Annotated in this window: 20 protein-coding genes; 15 read left to right on the top strand and 5 right to left on the bottom strand. The window is 63.2% G+C overall.

The genetic code is table 11. The features are described from left to right. Nucleotides 1-3: 3 nt before the first annotated feature. The 5 genes from ACK8CP_RS07955 to ACK8CP_RS07935 all read left to right on the top strand — a co-directional run bounded on the left by ACK8CP_RS07955 (nucleotide 4) and on the right by ACK8CP_RS07935 (nucleotide 7287). The gene (locus tag ACK8CP_RS07955) at nucleotides 4-930 is read left to right on the top strand and encodes an ABC transporter permease (RefSeq protein WP_414833904.1); all 927 of its coding nucleotides are present in this window, start codon (nucleotides 4-6) and stop codon (nucleotides 928-930) included. 1 nt (nucleotide 931) lies between these two features. After that, nucleotides 932-1933, top strand: a complete 1002-nt coding sequence (locus ACK8CP_RS07950) for an ABC transporter ATP-binding protein (RefSeq protein ID WP_414833903.1) — start codon at nucleotides 932-934, stop codon at nucleotides 1931-1933. A gap of 17 nt (nucleotides 1934-1950) precedes the next feature. Further along, nucleotides 1951-2970 carry an ABC transporter ATP-binding protein gene (locus ACK8CP_RS07945; RefSeq protein ID WP_414834214.1) on the top strand — a complete coding sequence of 340 codons (1020 nt, stop codon included), beginning with the start codon at nucleotides 1951-1953 and terminating at the stop codon, nucleotides 2968-2970. 72 nt (nucleotides 2971-3042) lie between these two features. Further along, nucleotides 3043-5871, top strand: a complete 2829-nt coding sequence (locus ACK8CP_RS07940) for a heavy metal translocating P-type ATPase (protein ID WP_414834213.1) — start codon at nucleotides 3043-3045, stop codon at nucleotides 5869-5871. A 180-nt stretch (nucleotides 5872-6051) separates the two neighbouring features. Next, entirely contained in the window at nucleotides 6052-7287 is a 1236-nt protein-coding gene (locus ACK8CP_RS07935; protein ID WP_414833902.1) for a GTP-binding protein, read from the top strand. A 95-nt stretch (nucleotides 7288-7382) separates the two neighbouring features. On the opposite strand, the gene folE is transcribed toward ACK8CP_RS07935, so the two are convergent. Beyond that, on the bottom strand, nucleotides 7383-8015 hold the full coding sequence (folE, locus tag ACK8CP_RS07930; RefSeq protein WP_414833901.1) for a GTP cyclohydrolase I FolE: 633 nt from the start codon (nucleotides 8013-8015) through the stop codon (nucleotides 7383-7385). A gap of 363 nt (nucleotides 8016-8378) precedes the next feature. Here folE and ACK8CP_RS07925 point away from each other — a divergent pair, with 363 nt between their 5' ends. From ACK8CP_RS07925 to ACK8CP_RS07905, 5 genes are all read left to right on the top strand, one after another. After that, on the top strand, nucleotides 8379-9713 hold the full coding sequence (locus ACK8CP_RS07925; protein WP_414833900.1) for a tlde1 domain-containing protein: 1335 nt from the start codon (nucleotides 8379-8381) through the stop codon (nucleotides 9711-9713). A gap of 184 nt (nucleotides 9714-9897) precedes the next feature. Further along, nucleotides 9898-10275 carry a hypothetical protein gene (locus ACK8CP_RS07920; RefSeq protein ID WP_414833899.1) on the top strand — a complete coding sequence of 126 codons (378 nt, stop codon included), beginning with the start codon at nucleotides 9898-9900 and terminating at the stop codon, nucleotides 10273-10275. Between the two features lie 305 nt (nucleotides 10276-10580). After that, nucleotides 10581-12479 (top strand): methanol/ethanol family PQQ-dependent dehydrogenase, encoded by a 1899-nt coding sequence (locus ACK8CP_RS07915; protein ID WP_414833898.1) that lies wholly within the window; start codon nucleotides 10581-10583, stop codon nucleotides 12477-12479. A 78-nt stretch (nucleotides 12480-12557) separates the two neighbouring features. Then, nucleotides 12558-13082: a c-type cytochrome, methanol metabolism-related gene (locus ACK8CP_RS07910; protein ID WP_414833897.1), complete on the top strand. Its 525-nt coding sequence runs from the start codon at nucleotides 12558-12560 to the stop codon at nucleotides 13080-13082. Then, on the top strand, nucleotides 13079-13942 hold the full coding sequence (locus ACK8CP_RS07905; RefSeq protein WP_414833896.1) for a substrate-binding domain-containing protein: 864 nt from the start codon (nucleotides 13079-13081) through the stop codon (nucleotides 13940-13942). Before ACK8CP_RS07910 ends, ACK8CP_RS07905 begins: the two co-directional genes overlap by 4 nt. A 103-nt stretch (nucleotides 13943-14045) precedes the next feature. On the opposite strand, the gene ACK8CP_RS07900 is transcribed toward ACK8CP_RS07905, so the two are convergent. From ACK8CP_RS07900 to ACK8CP_RS07885, 4 genes are all read right to left on the bottom strand, one after another. Next, nucleotides 14046-14711, bottom strand: coding sequence for a hypothetical protein (locus ACK8CP_RS07900; RefSeq protein WP_414833895.1), 666 nt, complete (start codon nucleotides 14709-14711; stop codon nucleotides 14046-14048). A 74-nt stretch (nucleotides 14712-14785) separates the two neighbouring features. Continuing rightward, nucleotides 14786-15220: a hypothetical protein gene (locus ACK8CP_RS07895; RefSeq protein ID WP_261212503.1), complete on the bottom strand. Its 435-nt coding sequence runs from the start codon at nucleotides 15218-15220 to the stop codon at nucleotides 14786-14788. A gap of 98 nt (nucleotides 15221-15318) precedes the next feature. Beyond that, nucleotides 15319-16326, bottom strand: coding sequence for a YVTN family beta-propeller repeat protein (locus ACK8CP_RS07890; protein WP_414833894.1), 1008 nt, complete (start codon nucleotides 16324-16326; stop codon nucleotides 15319-15321). Beyond that, nucleotides 16323-17540: an ABC transporter substrate-binding protein gene (locus tag ACK8CP_RS07885; protein WP_414833893.1), complete on the bottom strand. Its 1218-nt coding sequence runs from the start codon at nucleotides 17538-17540 to the stop codon at nucleotides 16323-16325. The genes ACK8CP_RS07890 and ACK8CP_RS07885 overlap by 4 nt, the downstream gene beginning before the upstream one ends. Nucleotides 17541-17807: 267 nt before the next feature. Here ACK8CP_RS07885 and ACK8CP_RS07880 point away from each other — a divergent pair, with 267 nt between their 5' ends. The 5 genes from ACK8CP_RS07880 (at nucleotide 17808) to ACK8CP_RS07860 (ending at nucleotide 21994) form a co-directional block, all read left to right on the top strand. Further along, nucleotides 17808-19490, top strand: a complete 1683-nt coding sequence (locus ACK8CP_RS07880) for a sensor histidine kinase (protein ID WP_414833892.1) — start codon at nucleotides 17808-17810, stop codon at nucleotides 19488-19490. 55 nt (nucleotides 19491-19545) lie between these two features. Next, a complete protein-coding gene (locus ACK8CP_RS07875) occupies nucleotides 19546-20295 on the top strand; it encodes a response regulator transcription factor (protein ID WP_414833891.1) in 750 nt (249 codons plus the stop codon). Beyond that, nucleotides 20292-20789 (top strand): DUF3280 domain-containing protein, encoded by a 498-nt coding sequence (locus tag ACK8CP_RS07870; RefSeq protein ID WP_414833890.1) that lies wholly within the window; start codon nucleotides 20292-20294, stop codon nucleotides 20787-20789. The genes ACK8CP_RS07875 and ACK8CP_RS07870 overlap by 4 nt, the downstream gene beginning before the upstream one ends. A 170-nt stretch (nucleotides 20790-20959) precedes the next feature. Beyond that, entirely contained in the window at nucleotides 20960-21172 is a 213-nt protein-coding gene (locus tag ACK8CP_RS07865) for a hypothetical protein (RefSeq protein ID WP_234627578.1), read from the top strand. 3 nt (nucleotides 21173-21175) lie between these two features. Then, the gene (locus tag ACK8CP_RS07860) at nucleotides 21176-21994 is read left to right on the top strand and encodes an ATP-binding cassette domain-containing protein (RefSeq protein WP_414833889.1); all 819 of its coding nucleotides are present in this window, start codon (nucleotides 21176-21178) and stop codon (nucleotides 21992-21994) included. Nucleotides 21995-22033 lie beyond the last annotated feature (39 nt).

Raw genomic sequence — 22033 nt, 5'->3', positions numbered from 1 at the left:
GCCATGGACCCTCAGCTTGTAGATCACATTGAAAATGCGGTGTCGGAGACGGAGACGCTCACCTCCGAGCGCGGCCGCAATAAGCTTCGGGAGTTCTTTCGCTCTCCCGGTGCGGTTCTGGGGTTGCTCACGCTTTTCGTGATCATCATTGTGGCGGTCCTTGCGCCGCATATCGCCCCGCAGAATCCTTACGACCTTTCGCAGCTCGACATCCTCGACAGCAGGTTGCCGCCGGGCTCGGAATCCTTCGCTGGCGTGCCCTACGTTCTCGGTACCGATGCGCAGGGACGCGACATCTTTTCCGGCATTCTCTACGGGCTGCGCGCCTCGCTGATGGTGGGCGTGCTCTCGGCCTTCGCCGCCGCAATCATCGGCACCTCGGCGGGCCTCACGGCTGCTTACATCGGCGGACGGGTTGAGAGCCTCATGATGCGGATCGTCGATCTGCAGCTGTCCTTTCCCACGATCCTGATGGCATTGATGATGCTCGCGGTGCTCGGCAAAGGCCTGGTGAACGTCATCCTGGCGCTGATCATCGCCGAATGGGCCGTCTATGCCCGCACCGTGCGCGCGACGGCGCTCGTTGAACGTGAAAAAGAATATATCGAGGCGGCGCGCTGCCTGCGGCTGCCAGGCTGGCGCATCCTCTTCCGCCACCTTCTGCCGAACTGCCTCGCGCCCGTGATCGTCATCTCCACGATGCAGGTCGCCCGCGCCATCAGCCTCGAGGCGACCTTGTCCTTTCTCGGTCTCGGCGCATCCGTGACGGAGCCCTCGCTCGGCATGCTCATTTCCAACGGCTACCAGTACCTGCTCTCCGGCCTCTACTGGATCAGCTTCTATCCGGGCATTGCCTTGCTCGTGACGATCGTCGCGATCAATCTCGTCGGTGACAGGCTGCGTGATGTCCTCAATCCGAGGAACGTGTGAGATGGCCGCTTTGCTGGAAGTGAAGAACCTCGTCACCGAGTTTCCCCGTCATGGTGCCGCGCCGGTCAAGGCGGTCAACGACGTTTCCTTTTCGCTCGAGAAGGGCAGGGTGCTCGGACTTGTCGGCGAGAGCGGCTCGGGAAAATCCGTGACCGGCTTTTCGATCATGGGCCTCGTCGATGCGCCCGGGCGTGTCGCTTCGGGTGACATCTTCTTCAACGGTGAGAACCTCGCCGATCTCAATGCGGAAGAGATGCGGCGCCTGCGCGGACGCCACATCGCGATGGTCTTTCAGGATCCGATGATGACGCTCAATCCGGTCCTGCGGATCGAGACGCAGATGACCGAAACGCTCCTCGCGCATGAGAAGATGGATCGTGCCGAAGCGCGGGCGCGGGCGCGCGACGCGCTGGGCATGGTCGGAATCCCAAGCCCCGAAGAGCGGCTCTCCGCCTATCCGCACGAGTTTTCGGGTGGCATGCGCCAGCGCGTCGCCATCGCGATTGCGCTTCTGCACAGCCCCGAGCTGATCATCGCGGACGAACCCACGACGGCGCTCGATGTGACCATCCAGGCGCAAATCATTTCCGAGTTCCAACGCCTGGCCGAGGAGAGGGACACGGCCGTGATCTGGATCACCCACGACCTTGCCATCGTCTCGCGGCTCGCCGACGACATTGCCGTCATGTATGCGGGCCGCCTCGTGGAGACCGGCCCGGTCGCCGAGGTGCTGACCGATCCACGCCATCATTATACGCGCGGACTGATGGATTCCGTGCCGAGCCAGAACACCCGCGGCGCGCTTCTGAAGCAGATCCCCGGTATGACGCCGAGCCCGGCCAATCTTCCTTCCGGATGTAGTTTCCGCACCCGCTGCGGAGGCGCTGACGCGCTCTGCACGAAGCTCCCGCCCGAGATCAGGGAAGGGGAGAGGAGCTATCGTTGCGTACATCCTTTGGGCGCGCGTTCCTTGGACACGATCGCGGGGGAGGCCGTATCGTGAGCGGGACGAACGAGGTCATGCAGAACGCTCCAAAGATGCCACTCGTCGAAGCGCGCGACGTGACGCGCCGCTTCGGCGCGACGCCCGATCTTGCCGCCCGCATTGCCATCAGTGCAGGCGCGGCGGAACCGCCGGCCGTCGTCTATGCGCTCGACGACATCAATCTCTCGGTTGCCCGCGGCGAAGTCCTGGGGGTGGTCGGCGAGAGCGGCTGCGGGAAGTCGACGCTCGGCCGCATCGTGGCGGGCATTCTGCCGCCGACCGAGGGAGAAATCCGCTGGAAGGGCGAGGCGCATCACAAGCTGAAAGGTCGAGCGCGCAAGGCGGCCGATCTCGCCGCGCAGATGATTTTCCAGAATCCGATGGCGGCGCTCAATCCGCGTATGCGCATCGAGAGCATCGTGGCCGAGGCGCCGCGCGCTCACGGTCTCATCGAGGGAAGCGTCTCCGATTATGTCGATGAGCATCTGCGCATGGCCGGCTTCGATCCGGCGATGAAGAAGCGCCTGCCGCACGAATTCTCCGGCGGCCAGCGTCAGCGCGTGAACATCGCTCGGGCGCTCGCCGTGAAGCCGGAATTTCTGGTTTGCGACGAAAGCGTCGCCGCTCTCGACGTCTCCATTCAAGCCCAGATCATCAATCTCTTCGTGAAGCTGCGGGAAGAGCTCGATCTCACCTATATGTTCATCAGCCACGATCTCGGCGTGGTCGAGCATATCTCCGACCGCGTCGTCATCATGTATCTCGGTCGGATCGTGGAAGAGGCGCCGGTGGAAGAGATCTTTGCCCGCCCGAACCACCCTTATACGCAGGCGCTGCTCGCCGAAATTCCGCGCATCGAGCCGCGCAAGCGCCGCTTCGAGGCGATCAAGGGCGAGATTCCGAGCCCGTTATTTCCGCCGAAGGGCTGTCACTTTCATCCTCGGTGCCCGTTCGCCCATGAACGCTGCCGGGTGGAGGTGCCGAAGCTCAAGCCGGTTGCCGGCGGCCATCTCTCCGCCTGCCATCTGAATGACGAGGCTGCCGCTGGGGCGTGACGATCGACTGACTTGACCTTCCAGTGGCTGGAAGCCCCATTTAGGGTGCGATCAGCCACGAGGATTGGTCTCATGAACGAGATTGCACCCGCCGCGAGCCGCCGCGAAGGCTCGTCTTCGCGCCGATATCGGGTCGAGGGCATGACCTGCGCCTCTTGCGTGCGCCGGGTCGAGCAGGCGATCGCGGCGCTGCCCTCTGTCGACAAAGCCAATGTCAATCTGGCGACGGAGACGGCGGAGGTCATCTTCGCTGGTACGCCTGAGGATCGCGCCGTCATCGCCGCGATCGAGAAGGCCGGCTACGACGTGCCGCGCGAGAATTTTGAGATCGCCATCGAGGGCATGACTTGCGCCTCCTGCGTCGGCCGGGCCGAACGCGCGATCAGGGCTGTGCCCGGCGTCGACGAGGTGTCGGTCAATCTGGCGACCGAACGCGCTTCGATTTCGGCCCGGGGCGGGCTTGATCGCGGGGTGGTCGCGGCGGCGATCCGCGAGGCGGGCTATACGCCGCGCCTGATCGAGAATGACGGTGCTGGAGCGGACCGGCGCGCCGAGGTCAAGGCGCGCGATTATGCGGCCCTGAAGCGCGATCTCACCATTGCTGCAATCCTGACGCTTCCGGTTTTTCTGGTCGAGATGGGCTCGCATGTCTCGCCGGTGATCCATGATCTCGTGCAGCGGATGATCGGTTCGGGCACCAATCATCTCGTGCAGTTCGTCCTGACGACACTCGTTCTCTTCGGTCCGGGATTGCGATTCTTCCGCAAGGGCTTGCCGGCGCTCCTTCACGCCGCGCCTGACATGAATTCCCTGGTCGTCGTCGGCGCCAGTGCCGCCTGGGGCTATTCGACGGTCGCGACCTTCGTGCCGCAGGTGCTGCCGGCCGGAACCGCGAATGTCTATTTTGAGGCGGCGGCCGGGATCGTGACGCTCATTCTCGTCGGTCGCCTTCTCGAAGCACGCGCCAAGGGCCGCACGGGCGAGGCGATCAAACGCCTGATCGGCCTGCAGCCGAAGACCGCCCGGGTCGAGCGGGAGGGTCGTTTCGTCGAAGTGCCGCTTGAAGATGTCGTCGTCGGCGATGTCCTACAGGTGCGGCCCGGCGACAAGATCGCTGTCGACGGAGCTGTGCTGACCGGCACGTCCTATGTCGACGAATCGATGATCACCGGCGAGCCGATCCCGGTCGAAAAGGCGGTTGGCGCCGAGGTCGTCGGCGGCACCATCAACAAGACCGGCAGTTTCACCTATCGCGCCGAGAAGGTCGGCAGCGATACGATGCTCGCCAATATCATCCGCATGGTCGAGGCGGCGCAGGGCGGCAAGCTGCCGATCCAGGCGATGGTGGACAAGGTGACGCAATGGTTCGTCCCGGCGGTGATGACCGCAGCGCTGCTGACCTTCGCGGTCTGGCTCGTCTTCGGTCCGGAGCCGGCGCTGGGCTTCGCGCTCGTCAATGCCGTCGCCGTCCTCATCATTGCCTGCCCCTGCGCCATGGGGCTCGCAACGCCGACCTCGATCATGGTCGGCACGGGCCGGGCGGCCGAGTTCGGCGTGCTGTTCCGGCGTGGTGAAGCGCTGCAGACGCTGCGCGAGGCGGGCGTGATCGCGCTCGACAAGACCGGCACTTTGACGGAAGGCCAGCCCGAGCTCACCGATCTCAGCGTCTCTGAAGGGTTCGACGAGGCCGAGGTTTTGGCGCTGGTGGCGGCCGTCGAGGCGGGCTCCGAGCACCCGATCGCCGCCGCAATCGTGGCGGCGGCCGAGCGCCGGGGGCTGGGGCTGGCGAAGCCCGAGGCTTTCGAGGCGATCCCCGGTTTCGGCATCACGGCGCGCGTTGCCGGCCATGATGTCATGGTCGGGGCCGACCGATTGATGGCGGAGCACAAAATCGCTCTCGATGGCTTTGCCGAGGACGCAGAGCGTCTCGGCGCGGAGGGGAAGTCGCCACTTTATGCCGCGATCGACGGAAAGCTTGCCGCGATGCTTGCGGTCGCCGATCCGGTCAAGGCGTCGACGCCGGCCGCGATCAAGGCCCTGCACGATCTCGGGCTGAAGGTGGCGATGATCACCGGCGACAACCGCCGCACGGCAGACGCCGTTGCCCGCCGTCTCGGCATCGATGAGGTGGTCGCCGAAGTGCTGCCACAGGGCAAGATCGACGCGATCAAAGCCTTGCGCTCTGGTGGTCGCAAGGTCGCCTTCGTCGGAGACGGCATCAACGACGCACCGGCGCTGGCGGAGGCCGATGTCGGTCTGGCGATCGGCACCGGCACCGACGTGGCGATCGAAAGCGCCGATGTGGTCTTGATGTCGGGTGATCTCGGGGGTGTCGCCAATGCGATCGCGCTCTCCAAAGCGACGCTTGCCAACATCCGTCAGAACCTGTTCTGGGCCTTCGCCTACAACGTCGTTCTGATCCCTGTGGCGGCCGGCGCGCTTTATCCGTCGACCGGCGTGCTTCTGTCGCCGGTTTTTGCGGCCGGAGCGATGGCGCTCTCAAGTGTCTTCGTCGTCACCAATGCGCTGCGTCTGAGGCGGTTTTCGCCGCCGCTCGAGGTGACCGGAACACACACGAGGCCCGTCGCCAAGGCCACGAAGAGTGCCGATCCGGAAACACCATCAGAACCAGCGCAATCTGTGTCCCAAACCCCGGCCATGCCGGCCAATGTCATGTCAGAAAAGGAGATTTCGATGCTGAAGCTCAAGGTTGAAGAGATGTCGTGCAAGCATTGCGTGGCAAACGTGGAGAAGGCGGTGAAGGGCGTCGATCCCGAGGCCAAGGTCAATGTCGACCTCGATGCCGGCACGGCCGCAATCGAGAGCTCGGCCGACGAGGCGGCGATCGAAGCCGCGATCCGCGAGGCGGGTTATCCGAACGAGAAGCTCGCCGCCGCCTGAGCGAGCTTTTTTCATCTTCCGGCCGGGCGGAAGCGCGAGACCCGACCTGGCCGGAACCCATACCTGCCTTGGTGCCGCCTGCCATCTGGCCGTCTGGTGGCCGACGAACGCGACTTGACATGCGAAAGGCGATCTCGGTATCGATGCGATATGTTATAAAATTACATACCGCGAGGCGAGATGCAGCAATCCAAGTCCAATGACGGGCGCCTGCCTGTGACCGTGCTGTCGGGTTTTCTGGGCGCGGGCAAGACGACACTCCTGAACCATGCGCTCAACAATCGCGAGGGCCGGCGCGTCGCCGTCATCGTCAATGACATGAGCGAGGTGAACATCGATGCCGACCTCGTGCGCGAAGAAACGGCGCTGAACCGTTCCGAAGAGAAGCTCGTCGAGATGACCAACGGCTGCATCTGCTGCACGTTGCGCGACGATCTCCTCACGGAGGTGCGCCGTCTGGCCGAAGAGGGGCGCTTCGATGGCCTGCTGATCGAAAGTACGGGCGTTTCTGAGCCTTTGCCTGTCGCTGCCACGTTTGAGTATCGCGACGAGAACGGACGTAGTCTGTCCGACATCGCGCGCCTGGATGCGATGGTCACCGTCATCGACGCCATGCATCTCCTGCAGAATTACGGATCGTCCGATTTTCTGGCCGATCGCGGTGAGACGTTGGGGGAGGGGGATGAACGCACGCTGGTCAACCTGCTGGTCGATCAGATCGAATTTGCCGACATCATCATTCTCAACAAGGTATCGGATGCGGAGCCTGCCCATCTCGAGGCGGCCCGTGCGATCGTGCATGGCCTCAACCCGGACGCAAAATTGATCGAGACCGATTATGGCCAAGTCGCTGCCGACGATCTCTTCGACACCGGATTGTTCGATTTTGACCGCGCCCACCAGCATCCCATGTGGTTCAAAGAGCTCTACGGCTTTGCCGGCCATGTGCCGGAAGATGCCGAATACGGTGTGACGAGCTTTGTCTGGCGCGAACGGCGCCCGCTCATTCCCGAGCGCTTCAACGAATTCCTGCAGACACCGCTGCCCGGCGTCATCCGCGCCAAAGGGCATTTCTGGCTGGCCACCCGAGCTCAGATCGTGGGCGAATTCAGCCTCGCCGGCGCGGCGGCGACCGTGAGACCGCTCGGCTTCTGGTGGACGTCGGTGCCGCAGTCGCGATGGCCGGATGATCCGGAATTCCGCAAGCGTATCCTGAGCTTTTTCGACCCCGTTTACGGGGATCGGCGCCAGGAGATCGTCTTCATCGGCATGCTGGGCGAGATGAACCGCGAGCGCATTACGGCGATGCTCGAGCGCTGCCTTGCAGAGCCGACCGAGAATGGTCGTTTCGATCCGAATGCCTATCGCGGTCGTCCGGATCCTTTCGAGGCTTGGGGATCGTCGCAGGTCGCCTGACGGTGGCCGATTCAAGTGACACCGCTTCCTGAAGCGGTGTCACTTGATGTCGAGAGCCCGCCGTTTCTCGGGCGGTGAAGCGCCCGTTGTCGCGCTCAGCCGAAACGCTCACTCGGGGCCGCGATTTGAGCGAGAAAGTCCCGCCGCAAATCGGAATTGTCCTTGAACGCGCCGACAAAGCGGCGGGTCACCATGCTGACGCCGGGCTTCCTGATGCCGCGTGTGGTCATGCACATATGAGCGGCCTCGACGACGACAGCGACCCCGCGTGGCCGGAGAACCTCCTCGATTGTGTAGGCAATCTGCGAAGTCAGCGTTTCCTGGATCTGCAGCCGTTTCGCATAGGCTTCCACGAGCCGTGCAAGTTTGCTGATGCCGACGACACGCCGGTTCGGCAGGTAGGCGATATGCGCCTTGCCGATGATCGGCACGATGTGGTGCTCGCAATGCGATTCCAGTCGCATGTTCCGAAGCACGATCATGTCGTCGTAATCGTCGGTCTCTTCAAATGTCCGGGCGAGAAGCTCGGTTGGATCGGTGTTGTAACCTTCGAAGAACTCCTCGTAGGCGCGCACGACGCGCGCGGGCGTGTCGATCAGGCCTTCACGATCCGGATCGTCGCCGGCCCATTCGATGATGAGCCGGACTGCGGCTTCGACGGCGGCGCGATCGGGACGCGGCCGCCCGAGTGTCTTTTCTTGCGGCATGGCCGCGGGGGATGATGTCATGTCTCTGAGGATAGCCTTGGTGATCAGGGCAATTATTTGAAACGTTATAACATCAAAATCAAGAATGATCCCTCGATGACGCCCGCCTTGCGAAGGTCCTCAGGTGAGGCGGATCGAACCGCCCTCGGTGGGGAGGTTGCCCTGGCGCGAGCGAGCAGGCATTCTCCGCGCGATTTTTACGTGTCCTTTGGCGGTTGCGGCATGGGCATCCCGCCGAGAGCGGAGGCGTCGGTTATCGTAAACGAAAGCATAACGAGCCTCGGCGTATAGAGGAGCGAACCACAGTCCGGAGCGCGCATGTGCCGACGTCCGGTCTGAGTGGGAGTTGCGGTTCGCTCGCAGGGGCAGGGGAGAAGCTTGTTGATGAAGCCGAGCTTTGATGCGCGTCTGTTGACGGCGCGGAGACGCCTGAAGGGCTCCAAGCCTCTGCTCTTTTTGAGCGCCGTTGCCGGCATGGCCGCGTTGGTAGGGACGACTCCGCTCGTCGCCGAGGGGGTCGTACAAGCCTCTGCTCATCTCATCGCGGCCGGAGAGGTTTTTTCGGCGCCGATGATCGGGGAAGACGCGCGGCTCAAACCCGCCTCGCGCGGAGACCGCCTGTCCTCGGTCGCTCTGAAGCAGGGTCCCTCGAACCGTCTCGGACAGCGCAGCCCAACGGTCGAGCGCAACCTTTTTGAAGACCCCGATGTGAAAGGCCCGGTGACGGGCCTTTTCGACTCGCAGCGTTTCGCCTGGCAGCCGAGGATGGTGCACCTGCCGGAAGTCGTTGCGAGCTATCCGGGGGTCCTGGTGCCGGCGAGCGAAAGCGGCGCCGTACGATCGGCGACGGCCTTGACGATGGCCTCCCAGACAAGCGCCCAAGTGTTTGCGAACCGCTGGATGTCTGAAACTTTTGAGCCCACGGCCGGAGCGTATCTCGCCGCTCTCGTCGGGAGTGAGCAAGTTCCATCGCCTGACCAGATGGTCCCAGATGCGGTGGCGGGCCTCGACTTCGTTCCGGCGCCGAGGCCAGATATCGGCGAAACGGAGATCGCCAGCCTGGAGCCCAATGCCCGCCCGGCATCGACGGTGGGTTTTGACGAGGCTCTCGATGCGCAGGCCGTTTTGAAAAAGGTGGCCGTGCCGGCATCCCGGCCCACGCCGGGCGTCGTTGCGAAAGGCGGGCGTTCGCCCGCAAGCCTTGCTTATGCGGCGGTCGAAGAGCCGACTGCAACCGATTCATCTGACGGCTTTTTCAATAAGCTCTTTGCGCCTGCCAGCAGGGCTGCGCTTCCGGGACGGGACAGCGGCATTGCCGTCTACGAGATTCAATCGGCGACGGTCTATCTGCCCAATGGCGAACGTCTCGAGGCGCATTCCGGCCTTGCCAGGATGCAGGACGATCCCCGCTATGTGCGGGAAAAGAACCGCGGCCCGACGCCGCCGAACGTCTACGATCTCGTCATGCGCGAAAGCCGCTTTCACGGCGCGGAGGCCATTCGCCTGCTGCCCTCCGACGGTCGCAAGAAATACAATCGCGACGGGCTCCTGGCGCATCCTTACATGTATGTCGGCGGCGGCTCGCGCTCTCAGTCCAACGGCTGTGTGGTCTTCGCCAATTACGAGCGCTTCCTGAAGGCCTTCAAGAAGGGGCACATCACCCGCATGATCGTCGTGCCGCGGTTGAAGGACCTCAACACCTATATGGCCGCGCTTTAGGCCTGCGTGGGCCCGTTGGCTGAGCCACCAGGCTGGTGGGTGAGGGTGCCGGCGCAGTGGATATCGCGATGGCAGGCTGGCGCGCAGCCGCGGCCAGCTGCGTTTCCGGCTCGGTTGGCAGGTGACTTCCGCGCCAGCCCGGCTGCGGCTAAACTTCTATAAAATCCGACAGCCTGTCGGCGCGATGGGAGGGCGAACGATCCGTCACACAATCTTTGGCCCCGTCCTTGCCGCCATTCTTTGCACGAGCCCGGCATTGGCGATCGCCGCCTCGGCCGGCAACGACTATCCGAGCGAGGCGATCGCCGAATATGTCTATGCCTGCATGAAGGCGAATGGCGAGACGCGGCCGGTCCTCTCCGCCTGCGCCTGTTCGATCGATGTTGTCGCTTCGCTCCTGACCTACGAGCGTTATCTGACCGCCAGCACCTTCTTGAGCATGCACCAGCTGCACGGCGAAGGTGCCGATATCTTTCGCAACAGCCCGCGTTCGAACGCGTCGATCCAGGATCTGCGCCGCGCCCAGGCCGAGGCGGATGTGCGCTGTTTCAAGGGCAACTAAACGCCCGAAATCACGGCTTTCTCTGGTCTTTTTGGCCTTCGGTGCATCTAAGTGCGACAAGGAGTCATAAGTATCCTTGCCGAGAGCTCAGGATGCCTTTACAGTACTCATTAGGTTTTCGACTAAAAAAGACTCCAACCTGGGAATTGGATGCTGTCGAAGGTTAGTTCGAGCGCGCCAATGCAAGCGTAGCTCGATGTCGTGGCGTATTGTCGAAAACCCATTTCAATAAGCGTTCGTGCGTGTGCCAGAGGCTTTACGTAACGAAACCATAGACGACGCTAATGTCGCAATGGGAGGGTCTAATGGGTCGCATCTTGACGGCGCTGTGCGCCGTGTTTGGGCTCGTCATATTGATGGGGCCTGCTTTCGCAAACGAAAAACTCATCGAAATGGAGAAGAACGCGAAAGAGTGGGTCATGCCCACCGGAAACTACGCCAATCACCGCTTCTCCGAGCTCAATCAAATCAACAAGGACAATGTCGGCGATCTCCAGGTCGCCTGGACGTTTTCTACCGGCGTGCTGCGCGGTCACGAAGGCGGACCGCTCGTCATCGGTGACACGATGTATGTGCACACGCCTTTTCCGAACATCGTCTACGCGCTCGACCTCAACAACGATGGCGCGATCAAATGGAAGTATGAGCCGGTTCAGGATTCGGGCGTGATCCCGATCATGTGCTGCGACACGGTCAATCGCGGCCCGGCCTATGCGCCGGAAGGTGAGGGCCATCCGGCGATGTTGATTCTCAGTCAGGCTGATACGACGGTCGTGGCTCTGAACGCCGACACCGGCGAAGAGGTCTGGAAGGTCAAGAACGGCGACCCCGGCAAGGCCGAGAGTGCGACCGCAGCGCCCCTGGTCTACAAGGACAAGGTGCTGATTGGCGTCTCCGGTGCCGAGTTCGGTGTGCGTGGTCGGGTCACCGTCTACAATCTCGCCGACGGTTCGGTCGCCTGGAAGGCGTTTTCCACCGGTCCGGATGAAGACATGCTCGTCGATCCGGAAAAGACGATGGCGCTCGGCAAACCGATCGGCAAGGATTCCAGTCTGCAAAGCTGGGAAGGCGATCAGTGGAAGACCGGTGGTGGCACCACCTGGGGCTGGTATGCCTACGATCCGGAGCTCAATCTCATCTATTACGGCACCGGCAATCCATCGACCTGGAACCCGAACCAGAGGCCGGGCGATAACAAATATTCGATGACGATCTTCGCACGCGACGCCGATACGGGCATGGCGAAGTGGCTCTATCAAATGACGCCGCACGACGAGTGGGATTACGACGGCGTCAACGAGATGATCCTCGTCGATCTCGAAATGAACGGCGAGATGGTGAAAGCGCTCGTGCATTTCGACCGCAACGGGATCGCCTACACCATGAACCGCGAGACGGGCGAACTCCTGCTCGCCAAGAAGTATGACCCGGCCGTCAACTGGACGAGCGGCGTCGACATGGACAAGAACAGCGAAACCTACGGTCGGCCCACGGTGGTCAGCGACTATTCCACCGATGCGCAGGGTGAGGACACCAACGTGGAGGGCATCTGCCCGGCGGCTCTCGGCACCAAGGACCAGCAGCCGGCCGCTTATTCCCCGAAAACCAAGATGTTCTATGTCCCGACCAACCATGTCTGCATGGATTACGAGCCGTTCCGGGTCAGCTACACCGCCGGCCAGCCCTATGTGGGCGCGACCGTGTCGATGTATCCGGCACCGGACAGCCATGGCGGCATGGGCAACTTCATCGCCTGGGACGCCACGACTGGCGAGATCGTCTGGACGATCCCCGAACAGTTCTCCGCCTGGGCCGGCGCGCTCGCCACGGCCGGCGACGTCGTCTTCTACGGCACGCTCGAAGGCTATCTGAAGGCGGTCGATATCGAGACTGGTAAAGAGCTCTACAGGTTCAAGACGCCCTCCGGCATCATCGGCAACGTCAACACCTATGAGCACAACGGCAAGCAGTACATTGCCGTGCTTTCGGGTGTCGGTGGCTGGGCCGGCATCGGTCTTGCCGCGGGTCTCCTGTCGCCTGAATCGGCTGCCGGTTGGCACGAGGCTGTCGACCAGGGGCGCGAGCAGGGGGACACGGAAGCTCAGGTGGGTACGGCCGGCCTCGGCGCCGTCGGCGGCTATTCGGGCCTTGCCAACTTCACCAATCTCGGTGGCGTGCTGACGGTCTTCGCACTTCCCGATTGAGACTGACGAGCCGAAGCGGGAGCCCGGCCTTTGGCCGGGCTCTCCACCGATGCCCTCATCAATCAGTCAGGAGTTACGATGCTCGCTCGCAGCATGTTTGCGCTCGTCTTTGCTGTCGTCGCCGGATTGCCAGCTTCTGTCGCCGTCGCGCAGAACAATACTCCGGGAGATCCCACAATCGCGGAGGAGCGGGACGGAAAGTATTTCGACGCCGACGGGACCCCCACCTTCAAGTTCGAGAATGGGCGAGTCGACTGGTACACGTTCTCCGGTTATCGCCGCTATCACGCCGCCTGCCATGTGTGCCATGGCCCCGACGGTCTCGGCTCGAGCTATGCGCCGGCGCTCGCCCACTCGCTCGAACATCTCGATTACGCGAATTTCCTCGCCGTCGTCGCGGGCGGACGCGAGAACGTGTCGAGCTCGCAGAAGAACGTCATGCCGTCCTTCGGCACCAATCCGAACGTCATGTGCTACATCGACGACATCTACATTTATCTGAGGGCGCGTGCGCAGGGAGATCTGCCGCGCGGCCGGCCGCCCAAGAAGGAAAAGAAGCCGGATTCCTTCATGAAGGCGGAAAACGATTGTCTCGGCACATGATGCCGCCTCTTACCCGCATCCGCTGGGCGATCGCGATCTCGACCGCGATCCTCGGGGTCTTCGCGACGCCCTGGCCGAGCCTGGCTCAGACGACCGGCCTCGGCGAGGCCATCGAGCTCGTCGATCCGAACGTCTTCCGCGTCTGCGCCGATCCGAGCAACATGCCTTTCTCCAATCAGGAGGAGGAGGGCTACGAGCAGAAGCTGGCCGAGCTCTTCGCTGAAAAGCTCGGGAAGACGGTCGCCTATACCTACTTTCCTGAAGTGATGGGCTTCGTCCGCCATACGCTCGGCGCGTATGAATGCGACGTCATCATGAGCTACGCGCAGGGCGATGAATTGGTGCAAAACACCAACGCCTATTATCAGACCGCCTATGCGCTGGTGACCATGCCGGGCTCCGACGTCGGAGACGTTGCGACGCTCGCCGATCCTCGCCTCAAGGACAAGCGCATCGGTGTCGTCGCGCGCACACCGCCGGCGGCCAACATGGCCATTTACGGGCTGCTCAAGAAGGCGAAGCCCTATCAGCTGATGGTCGACACGCGGCGGGGGACGAGCGCCGAGGCGATGATCGCCGACCTGAAGAAGGGCGAGATCGACGTGGCGGCGCTCTGGGGACCGCTCGCCGGCTGGTTTGCGAGCCAGTCCGATCCGCCTCTCAAGGTGACCCCGCTTTTGAACGAGGAGGGCGGCTCGCGCATGGTCTACCGCATCACCATGGGCGTCAGGCCGACCGATCAAGAGTTCAAACGCACGCTCAATCGGCTCATCAGAGAGAACCAGGACGCGATCGACGCAATCCTGCTCGACTATGGCGTGCCCATTCTCGATGCGCACGAAAACCCGATCACGCATTGATCCGATGCGCTCCGGCTGCTGCTTTCAGCCGGAGCACCTTCCCTCGATGTGGGGGGCTTCGGATGGGGAGGGCGCCGGGGCATGGCGTGCGTCCCGCTCAATCCTACAGCTCGGCCTGTATCACCCTTGCGAGCGCGAAGAGCCGTTGTTCGATCAGTGACGGCACTTCGCAGACATAGGTGAGGGAATGTCGCCGGTCGTCGAAGATGCGGACCTGCACGAGAAGGTCGGTTTTGAGCTCCTGAGCTTGCGGAGAATTGGGCGAGGCCTGACGGAGGTCGCTCAGGCGCGATTGCTGCATGCGGATTTCCTCCGCCATTGCCTTCTGCCGCCGCGCATAATGCTTGATGCCGTTCATCACCTCGCTGCGCTCTGCGTTCAGGGTCGTGAAAATCCCGGCGAAGAGTTGGGTCAGACGCTCCTCTTTCCGGGATGGATCGAGCCGAGCTGAAAAGTCCCGGACTGCATCCTCCGCGTCCTCGATTGGCATGCGGCGGGCGGAGAGCCGCCGAGCCAGCCCTGCGATTTCCTCGTCGTCGCGCCACGCCGTCATCGCCTCATCGACCGAGGGGCCGGTCCATACCTGCACGACCGAGAGCGTCGGCACTTCCGGCTGAATGCACGGCCAGTCGGGATCTTTGCGCGGCTGGGCGATCGCAGGCGCGCCCGTCAGAGCGAGTCCCGTCAGAGCGAGCCCCGTCGGAGCGAGCCCCGTCGGAGCGAGCATTGCAGCGACGACGATCAGGAGGCGGCATCCGGAGACGACCATGCAACCAGAATGCGCGTCGATGGGGCCGGCCGCAAGCCCATCAGGGCGATGCCGCCGGCCCCCGCCCCCACCCCTCATTTGACCAGGATCTGTGCGCCCTGGGTCTCCCCGGTGGTGTTGGGAATCCGCAATTCGAACCGGCCGGGCCGGATCGGCACGAAGGTCATTTCCACTTCGCCCGCAGCGTCGAACTCGATCGAATCGACGCCAAGCGGGCGGATTTCGATGTCGTTGATGACGATTTCGTTCACCCAGACATTGCGGAAGAAATCGGCGCCATGCACGGCGAGTTCGGCCGTTCCGTCGGCCTCGATCGTCAGCTTGTACTGCTTGCCGGATTCAAGCTCGATCGGCGCCTCGACCAGCGGCTTGCCCGAGGACAGCGTGATCGGCCCAACGGCGATCGGCCGGGTCAAGAGCCCAGACTGGGCATAGGCGCCCACGGGCGTCAGCGCGCAAGCTGCGGCCGCCGCCAGAATGGCAAGTCCTGCGCTCCTCTTCATCTGCATGGTTCTTCCTCCCCTCGTTTTCGCCCTGGCGCTTTTCGACCGTGTCGTTCCGTTCCGTTTGTGTCGCTGTGTCTTGGCGTTTCCCAGCCGGCGACCGCCTATTCCGGCGTCGTCACCACCCCCCAGGGCAGCCGCCCGACCTGAACGCTCTTGATCACCTTGCGATCGGCCACATCGATGACGGAAATGTCGTTGGAGATTCCATTCGTCGAGAAGAGAAGGCTTTCATCCGGCGAGAAGGCGAGCTGCCAGACCCGCTGCCCGACGAGAAGGTACTCCTCGACCTCATAGGTTTCGGCATTGACGATGGCGACGCGGTTCGCCGGGCCGAGAGCGACGAAGGCGGTCTTGTCGTCGCTGGTGATGCGCACCCCGACAGGCTGGATTGCTTCGGGCCGCAGGCCTGGGATTTCGAAGGTGATCTTGTGGGTCACTTCATGGGCAGCCGTGTCGATCACGTTGACCGTCCCGCCGATCTCGGCGGAGACCCAGACCTCCGAGCCGTCGTGTTTGAACTCAGCGAAGCGAGGCCGGGAATCGACGAGCACGTTGTCGGTGATGTCGTGCGTTTTGGCGTCGATGAAATGCGCCATGCTCGTCGTTTCCGACGTGTTGACGATCACCGATCCGTCCGGTGACACGCCCATGCCTTCCGGCTCCACGCCGACCGGGATCTCGCTGACGAGCGAGCGGTCTTCGACGTCGACGACGGTCACGAGGTTGTCGTCCTCGTTGGCGATGTAGAGAAGGCGCCCCTCCGGATCGAGGGCAAAAAGCTCGGGATCCGGGCCGGAGGGAAGCGTGGCAACGACCTCATAGGTCTCGGAATCGATCATTTGAACGGTGTCGTCGTCACTCGCGCAGAGAAGCACGTATTTGCCGTCGTTGGTGATGGTGATGCCGCGCGGACGCTGGCCGACCGGCACGGTCTCGATCACCTCCATGGAGGCGCTGTCGAGCACCGTCATGGTGTTGTCGCCCTCGTTGGAGACGAAAATCTTGTAGGCGAAGGCGGGCGCCGGCAGCGACAGCGCCGTTGCAGCGAGCATCACCCCAACGAGACGGAAGAGCGTCTTGCGCTCTCTTTTCCGAATGTCCTGCGTCATAGTCGGCACTCGCTCTCGGGTCGGTCGTAGCCGAGTGTGTCGAGTGTCGAGGTCTGGTGCAGGAAACCGTCCTGTGGCGAGACGGAGACGACCATGCGCCCGTCGGCGAGCAGGATCGGTTGCCGGAGCTGCCAGTTCCAGTCGCGCAACGTCAGCTTCTGTCCCTTGAAGGCTGCCACCTCGAACTTCGGTCCCTTGATGAAATCGGCCATCGTCGCGGCATCGCTACTGGATGCGCGCGTCGCCGCCTCGCCGATCATCCGGACGGCCGTCCAGGCGTCCATATCCTTTGCTGTCATTTGTCGGTCGTAGGCAGCGACGAAGCGGTTCTGGATCTGGATTCCAGCCCATTGGTCGTGAGCCGGCGACCAGCTCGTCGGCCTCAGCCCGGAGGTCCCGGCGACCGGCCTTGGATCCCAGGTGTGGTAGGGGACATAGGGCCCAAATATCTCGCTCTCGTCGGCGACGACGACCACGTCGTGATCAGGTGCCGACTGGGTGAAGACGGCCATCTGCGCGTCGACCTGAACGAGGCCGGAATCGGTGGTGCGGGCGCCGCCGGTGTCGGTGAAGACGCGCTTTTCCACGATTCTGGCGCCGAAGCGTTTCGCGGCCCGTTCCACCGCGGCGGCATAATCCTGATCGGCTGAATGCGAGCCGACGAGGAGGAACAGCCGCGTCCATTTCTTGGTGACGAGATATTGCACGAGCGCGTCGGCGAGCATCGCCCGGCTCGGCGTCACATGAATGAGATTGGCCCGGCAATCGGATTCGCGCAGCCGGTCGTCGGCGGCGCCGATATTGAAGACGAGCGTATCCCGCTTCGCGGCCTCATCGGTGACGGCAAGAAGCGTGTCGGCAGGAAGGTCCGCCACGACAAAACGGACGCCCCCAGCGCTCATCTCGCTGAGGGCGTCCAGTGCCTGCTGCTGGTCGCTCGCAGTGGCATCCTCAAGTTCGTATTCCTGGCCGGTGAAGCGGCCGGTCGTGTTGTTGTCCGTAATCGCGAGGCGTGCGCCGGCGATGCCGTCATCCTCGCGCGGCCGCTCGCTCAAAGAAATGGGAAGCCAGTCCGGCAAGGGGCTACGCAGGTAGCCGATCATGACCTTGCCCTTACCATCCTGTGCCACGCCGGGGCTGGCGCTGCCGACGACGAGCGCGAACGCAACGGAAAAAACGATCGCGAGGAGATTGCGCGCAATGTCGATCCGCATGAAACGCCCGTTTGCCATGTCTCTACCTCACGTCATCTCGCGTTAGAGAGGAATTAAGCGAAGGTTAGAATACGGTGAGAACTCCACGCATCCTCTTTTTGGCGTCCTGCCCGCATGCCGAGACTGAGAAAGATATGTTTGTGCACTTGCCGGGAAGAATTGAACGGGTAACATTCATCCGGCGCGACGAAGGCTCGTGAAAAAGAGCAAATAAAAAGCGCGAAAGGGAGGAGGCGACACTTTCGTGCCTCCGGACAGAGGGCCGGCATGCGGATATTTCCGCCGATGACGATCCGCACGCGCATCCTGGCGTTTCAGATGATCGTCGGGGCCTGTGTCGTCGTCCTCATCGTCGGGGCGTTTCTGGCGATTCAGGCTTTTCACTTCTACCTTACACGCGGGGCGCTCGCCCACCGTCAGCTTGCTGCCGTCACCGCTCTGGCGCGCGACGTCGATCATTACTCCAAGGCGCTCGCCGCGTTGCTGATGACTGGAAAACCGGGGCTCGGCGAAGTGGTGCGCCTTCAAACCAGCATCGGCGCCGCCTTCGAAATCTTGTCGGAAGCGACGCGCGAGGAGACGGCCTTCCTCGACAGACGTGGAGACGCCAGTGGCCAGACGGAGGAGGCGACGCGGATCGCGCGCCTGAAAAGCCTCTATGACGACATGAACCGTCGCGGCGAAGCGCTTCTCGCGATGCAGAAGTTGGGGCAGGGGGAGGCCGCGGCGCAGGTTTTCTTCCGTGCGATCGATCGCCGGGACGATGAGGAATTCTCCGCCCTCATCGATGTGGCGATGGCGGACGAGATCGCCGAGATCGAGACGGCCGACCGCGAGGCTCGTGCGCTTCTCGTCCGGCTCGGCTGGGGGATCGCGCTTGTCTCTGCGGTGCTTCTGGCGGGGGCGTTGATCGCCGGCTACGTGCTGCATCGATCGCTGGTGCGGCCGATCGGGCGGCTGAGTGCGGGGGCCGAAGAGATCGGACGCGGCGAGCTCTCGTTCCGGCTCGGGCCGCTCGGCGATGATGAGATCGGCGTTTTCGCCCGCCGTTTCGATGCGATGGCGGCCCGTATCGAGAAGCAGCGGGCAGAGCTTCTGAGGGCGCGGACGGGTCTCGAGGCGGAGGTTGCATCGCGCACGCGAGAGCTCGAAGAGGCGAATGCCGCCCTCTGCGAACGCGACCGGTCGCGGGTTCGCTTCCTTGCCGATGTGAGCCACGAATTGAGGGCCCCTCTGACCGTTCTGCGCGGGGAGGCCGAGGTGACCTTGCGGACAAAATCTCTGCGGCTCGCCGATTGCCGGGAGACGCTTCAGCGCGTCGTCGAAGAGGCAGAGGCGATGGGGCGGCTCGTCGAGGACCTGATGGTGCTTGCGCGCTCTGAAACAGACGAACTGGCTCTCGCCTCTGACCAGGTCGACATGAAGGATGTCGTTGAAGCCGTCGTGCGGGAGGCGGTGAGCCTTGCGCGGCCGCGGGCCATTCGGATCGCTTCGGAGATGACGGCCGCGCCGATCGTCATCGGCGACCGGCAGCGGTTGAAGCAGGTGTTGATGATCCTGCTCGACAATGCCGTGAAGTACTCAAAGCAGGGAGAAACGGTCCACCTCAGCCTTGGCTGCAGCGACGGCGCGCTCGAACTCGCCGTCGTCAATCGCAGCGGTCCGATCGCCGAGGAGGAGCTGCCGCGGCTCTTCGACCGCTTCTATCGCGGGCGCGATGCGGCGATGGCCGGTTCCGCCGGCAGCGGTCTCGGCCTCGCGATCGCAAGGTGGCTGGTGGAGAAGCACGGCGGCACGATCTCTCTCGATCGATACGGCTCAGACAGAATCAAGGCCGTGCTGCGCCTGCCGGCAGCCGCGATCGAACGCGACGGCACGGCTTCCTCGCGCCTGATTGAGGCCCGGGAGACGGGCGAGTGGGAGCCGGCCTATCTGCCGGCGGCAGAATGATCGACATGCGTGAGGGATACGGGCCGATGAACGGATGGAACGGGGAGCGGAGATCATGACGAGGCTTCTCCTGGTGGAAGACGATCCGCGCATCTCGGGTTTCGTGCGCCGGGGGCTGAAAGCGGAAGGCTATGTCGTCGATCTCGCCGAAAACGGCCGGGAAGCCTTGGCGCTCGCCGCCGAGGCGGTCTATCCGCTCATCATCCTCGACCGCATGCTGCCGGGTGTCGATGGCATCGAAGTCTGCCGAGAGCTCCGAAAACTCGGCCTGCGCAGCATGATCCTGATGCTGACGGCGAAGGACAGCTTGAAGGATAAGGTCGACGGATTTTCGAGTGGCGCCGATGATTATCTCACCAAGCCCTTTGCCTTCGACGAACTTGTTGTGCGTCTGCAGGCTCTCTTGCGCCGCGGGCCGCATCTCGACGAGGAGGGGCCGCTCGTCGTCGGCGACCTGACACTCGACCCATCCGGCCATTCTGTGCGTCGCGGGGGGCGAGACATCGCGCTGACGGCGCGCGAATTCGCGCTCCTCCACTATCTCATGCGGCATGCCGGCAAGGTGGTGAGCCGCACACGTCTTCTCGCCAATGTGTGGGGCTACAGCTTCGAACCGGGGACGAAGACGGTCGACGTCTATATCCGCTACCTGCGGCGCAAGATCGACGAGGGAGAGGCGGAACCGCTGATCCAGACGGTGCGCGGCTTCGGTTACAAGCTGTCCGCGGGCGGCACAGGTGCCGCCCGGACGGTGCCGCGCGAACCATCGCCACCTTCCGCCAGAAATGCCGGGTGTCTCCCATGAGGCTGTCCCACCTGGCTCTCTGTATCGTCTTCGCTCTTGCCGGTCTCTCGGCAGAGGCCGCGCCGCTGAAGATCGCAGTCTTCGATTTCGAGCTGATCAACACCACGACCAGCGCCCCCCCGAACGCAGCCGAAAAGCAAAGGCTCGTGATGCTTTCCGATCGGCTGCGCGCGGCGCTCGACGCCGACCAGACATTCAAGATCGTCGATATCGCACCGGTTCGCGAAAGGGTTGCTGAGACGCGGCTGCAGGCCTGCGGAAACTGTGATCGCAGTTTTGCGGAGAGCCTCGGCGCCGATCTCTCCATGGTTCCCGTCATTCACAAAATGTCGGAGCTGATCCTGAACATCTCGATTGCCGTGCGCGACGTGAAGACGGGCAGGATCATCGCCGGTTTCAACGCCGATATCCGATCCAACACCGACCGTTCCTGGCAGAAGGGGCTCGACTGGCTCCTGGCGAACCGCATCCTTCCGAAGGACCTGCCAGAATGACGGCGATCATCGGGACAGGATCGGTGCACGCTGGTCTTACCGCGGACCCATCCCGCCATATTTACAACCGCGCGTCGCATCAGCGGCGTTTATCTGCATGGGCCGAAGTGACCGTCGCAGGACGGATCCGAGGACCTTTCCCGGGGGGCACCGGTACGAGAGGAGATGACATGGATGTCGTCGATCTGGTCCTCGCCGTGTGTCTGGTGAACAGCCCCAATAGCTGCCACGAAGAGCACCTCTACTACCAATCGAGCGGGCCGCTGAAGGCCTGCCTCTGGGAGGCGATGCCGACCATGGCGCAATGGGCGGGCGAGCATCCGAAATGGCGCATTGCCGGTTTCCATTGCGCCTGGGTGAACGACAGGGAAGAGAAGATCTAAGCGATGGTGGTCCTGCGGGCGGTCTCGGCTCAAAGCGACCTTCTCGGCGAGGTGCCCGTAAAGGCCGAGCGGCAGGCCCTTCTTCTGGAGCATCTCTCCTTCTCCTACCGCGACAAGCCGGTGCTCGATGATGTCGGCTTCGCCGTGGAAAAGGGACGATTTACGGCGCTCCTCGGTCCCAACGGTGCCGGCAAGACGACGCTTTTCTCGCTGATCACAAGGCTGCTTGCGACGTCGCAGGGGCGCATCCTGATCGCTGGCCGTGACACGCGAGAGACGGGCGCGGCAGCGCTTGCGCCGCTTGGCATCGTCTTTCAGCAGCCGACGCTCGATCTCGATCTCACGGTGCGTCAGAATCTTGCTTATTTCGCGCGGCTCCGGGGCCTTTCCGGGAAAGAGGCGGGCCGGCGGATCGACCGCGAACTCGCCCGCTTTGACATGGCCGAGCGGGCCCGAGAGACGGTGCGCTCGCTCAACGGGGGGCATCGGCGCCGTGTGGAGATCGCCCGCGCGCTCCTGCATGATCCGGAGCTTCTTCTGCTCGACGAACCGACGGTCGGGCTCGATGCGCCTTCGCGGAAGGCGATCGTGCGCCATGTGCATGCGCTGGCGGGCGAGCGTGACGTCGGCATTTTGTGGGCGACGCATCTGATCGACGAGATCCAGGATGAGGATGCGCTCGTCATTCTCCACGCGGGCAGGGTGGTGGCGCGCGGCACGGCGGCCGATATCATCGCGCGGTCCGGCGCCGGCTCTCTCGATGCTGCCTTCACCATGCTGACGATGCCGGCGTGGGAAAGCTCGGTGGGAGGCAGGGCGTGAGCCTCTATGCGCGCGCCTTCACGGCGATCGTCTGGCGCG

This window comes from Afifella sp. YEN Y35, from assembly GCF_047553465.1.
Classification (GTDB): domain Bacteria; phylum Pseudomonadota; class Alphaproteobacteria; order Rhizobiales; family Afifellaceae; genus Afifella; species Afifella aestuarii.
The sequence above is the reverse complement of the archived record's forward strand: the minus strand, read 5'-3'. Positions and strand labels throughout refer to the sequence as shown.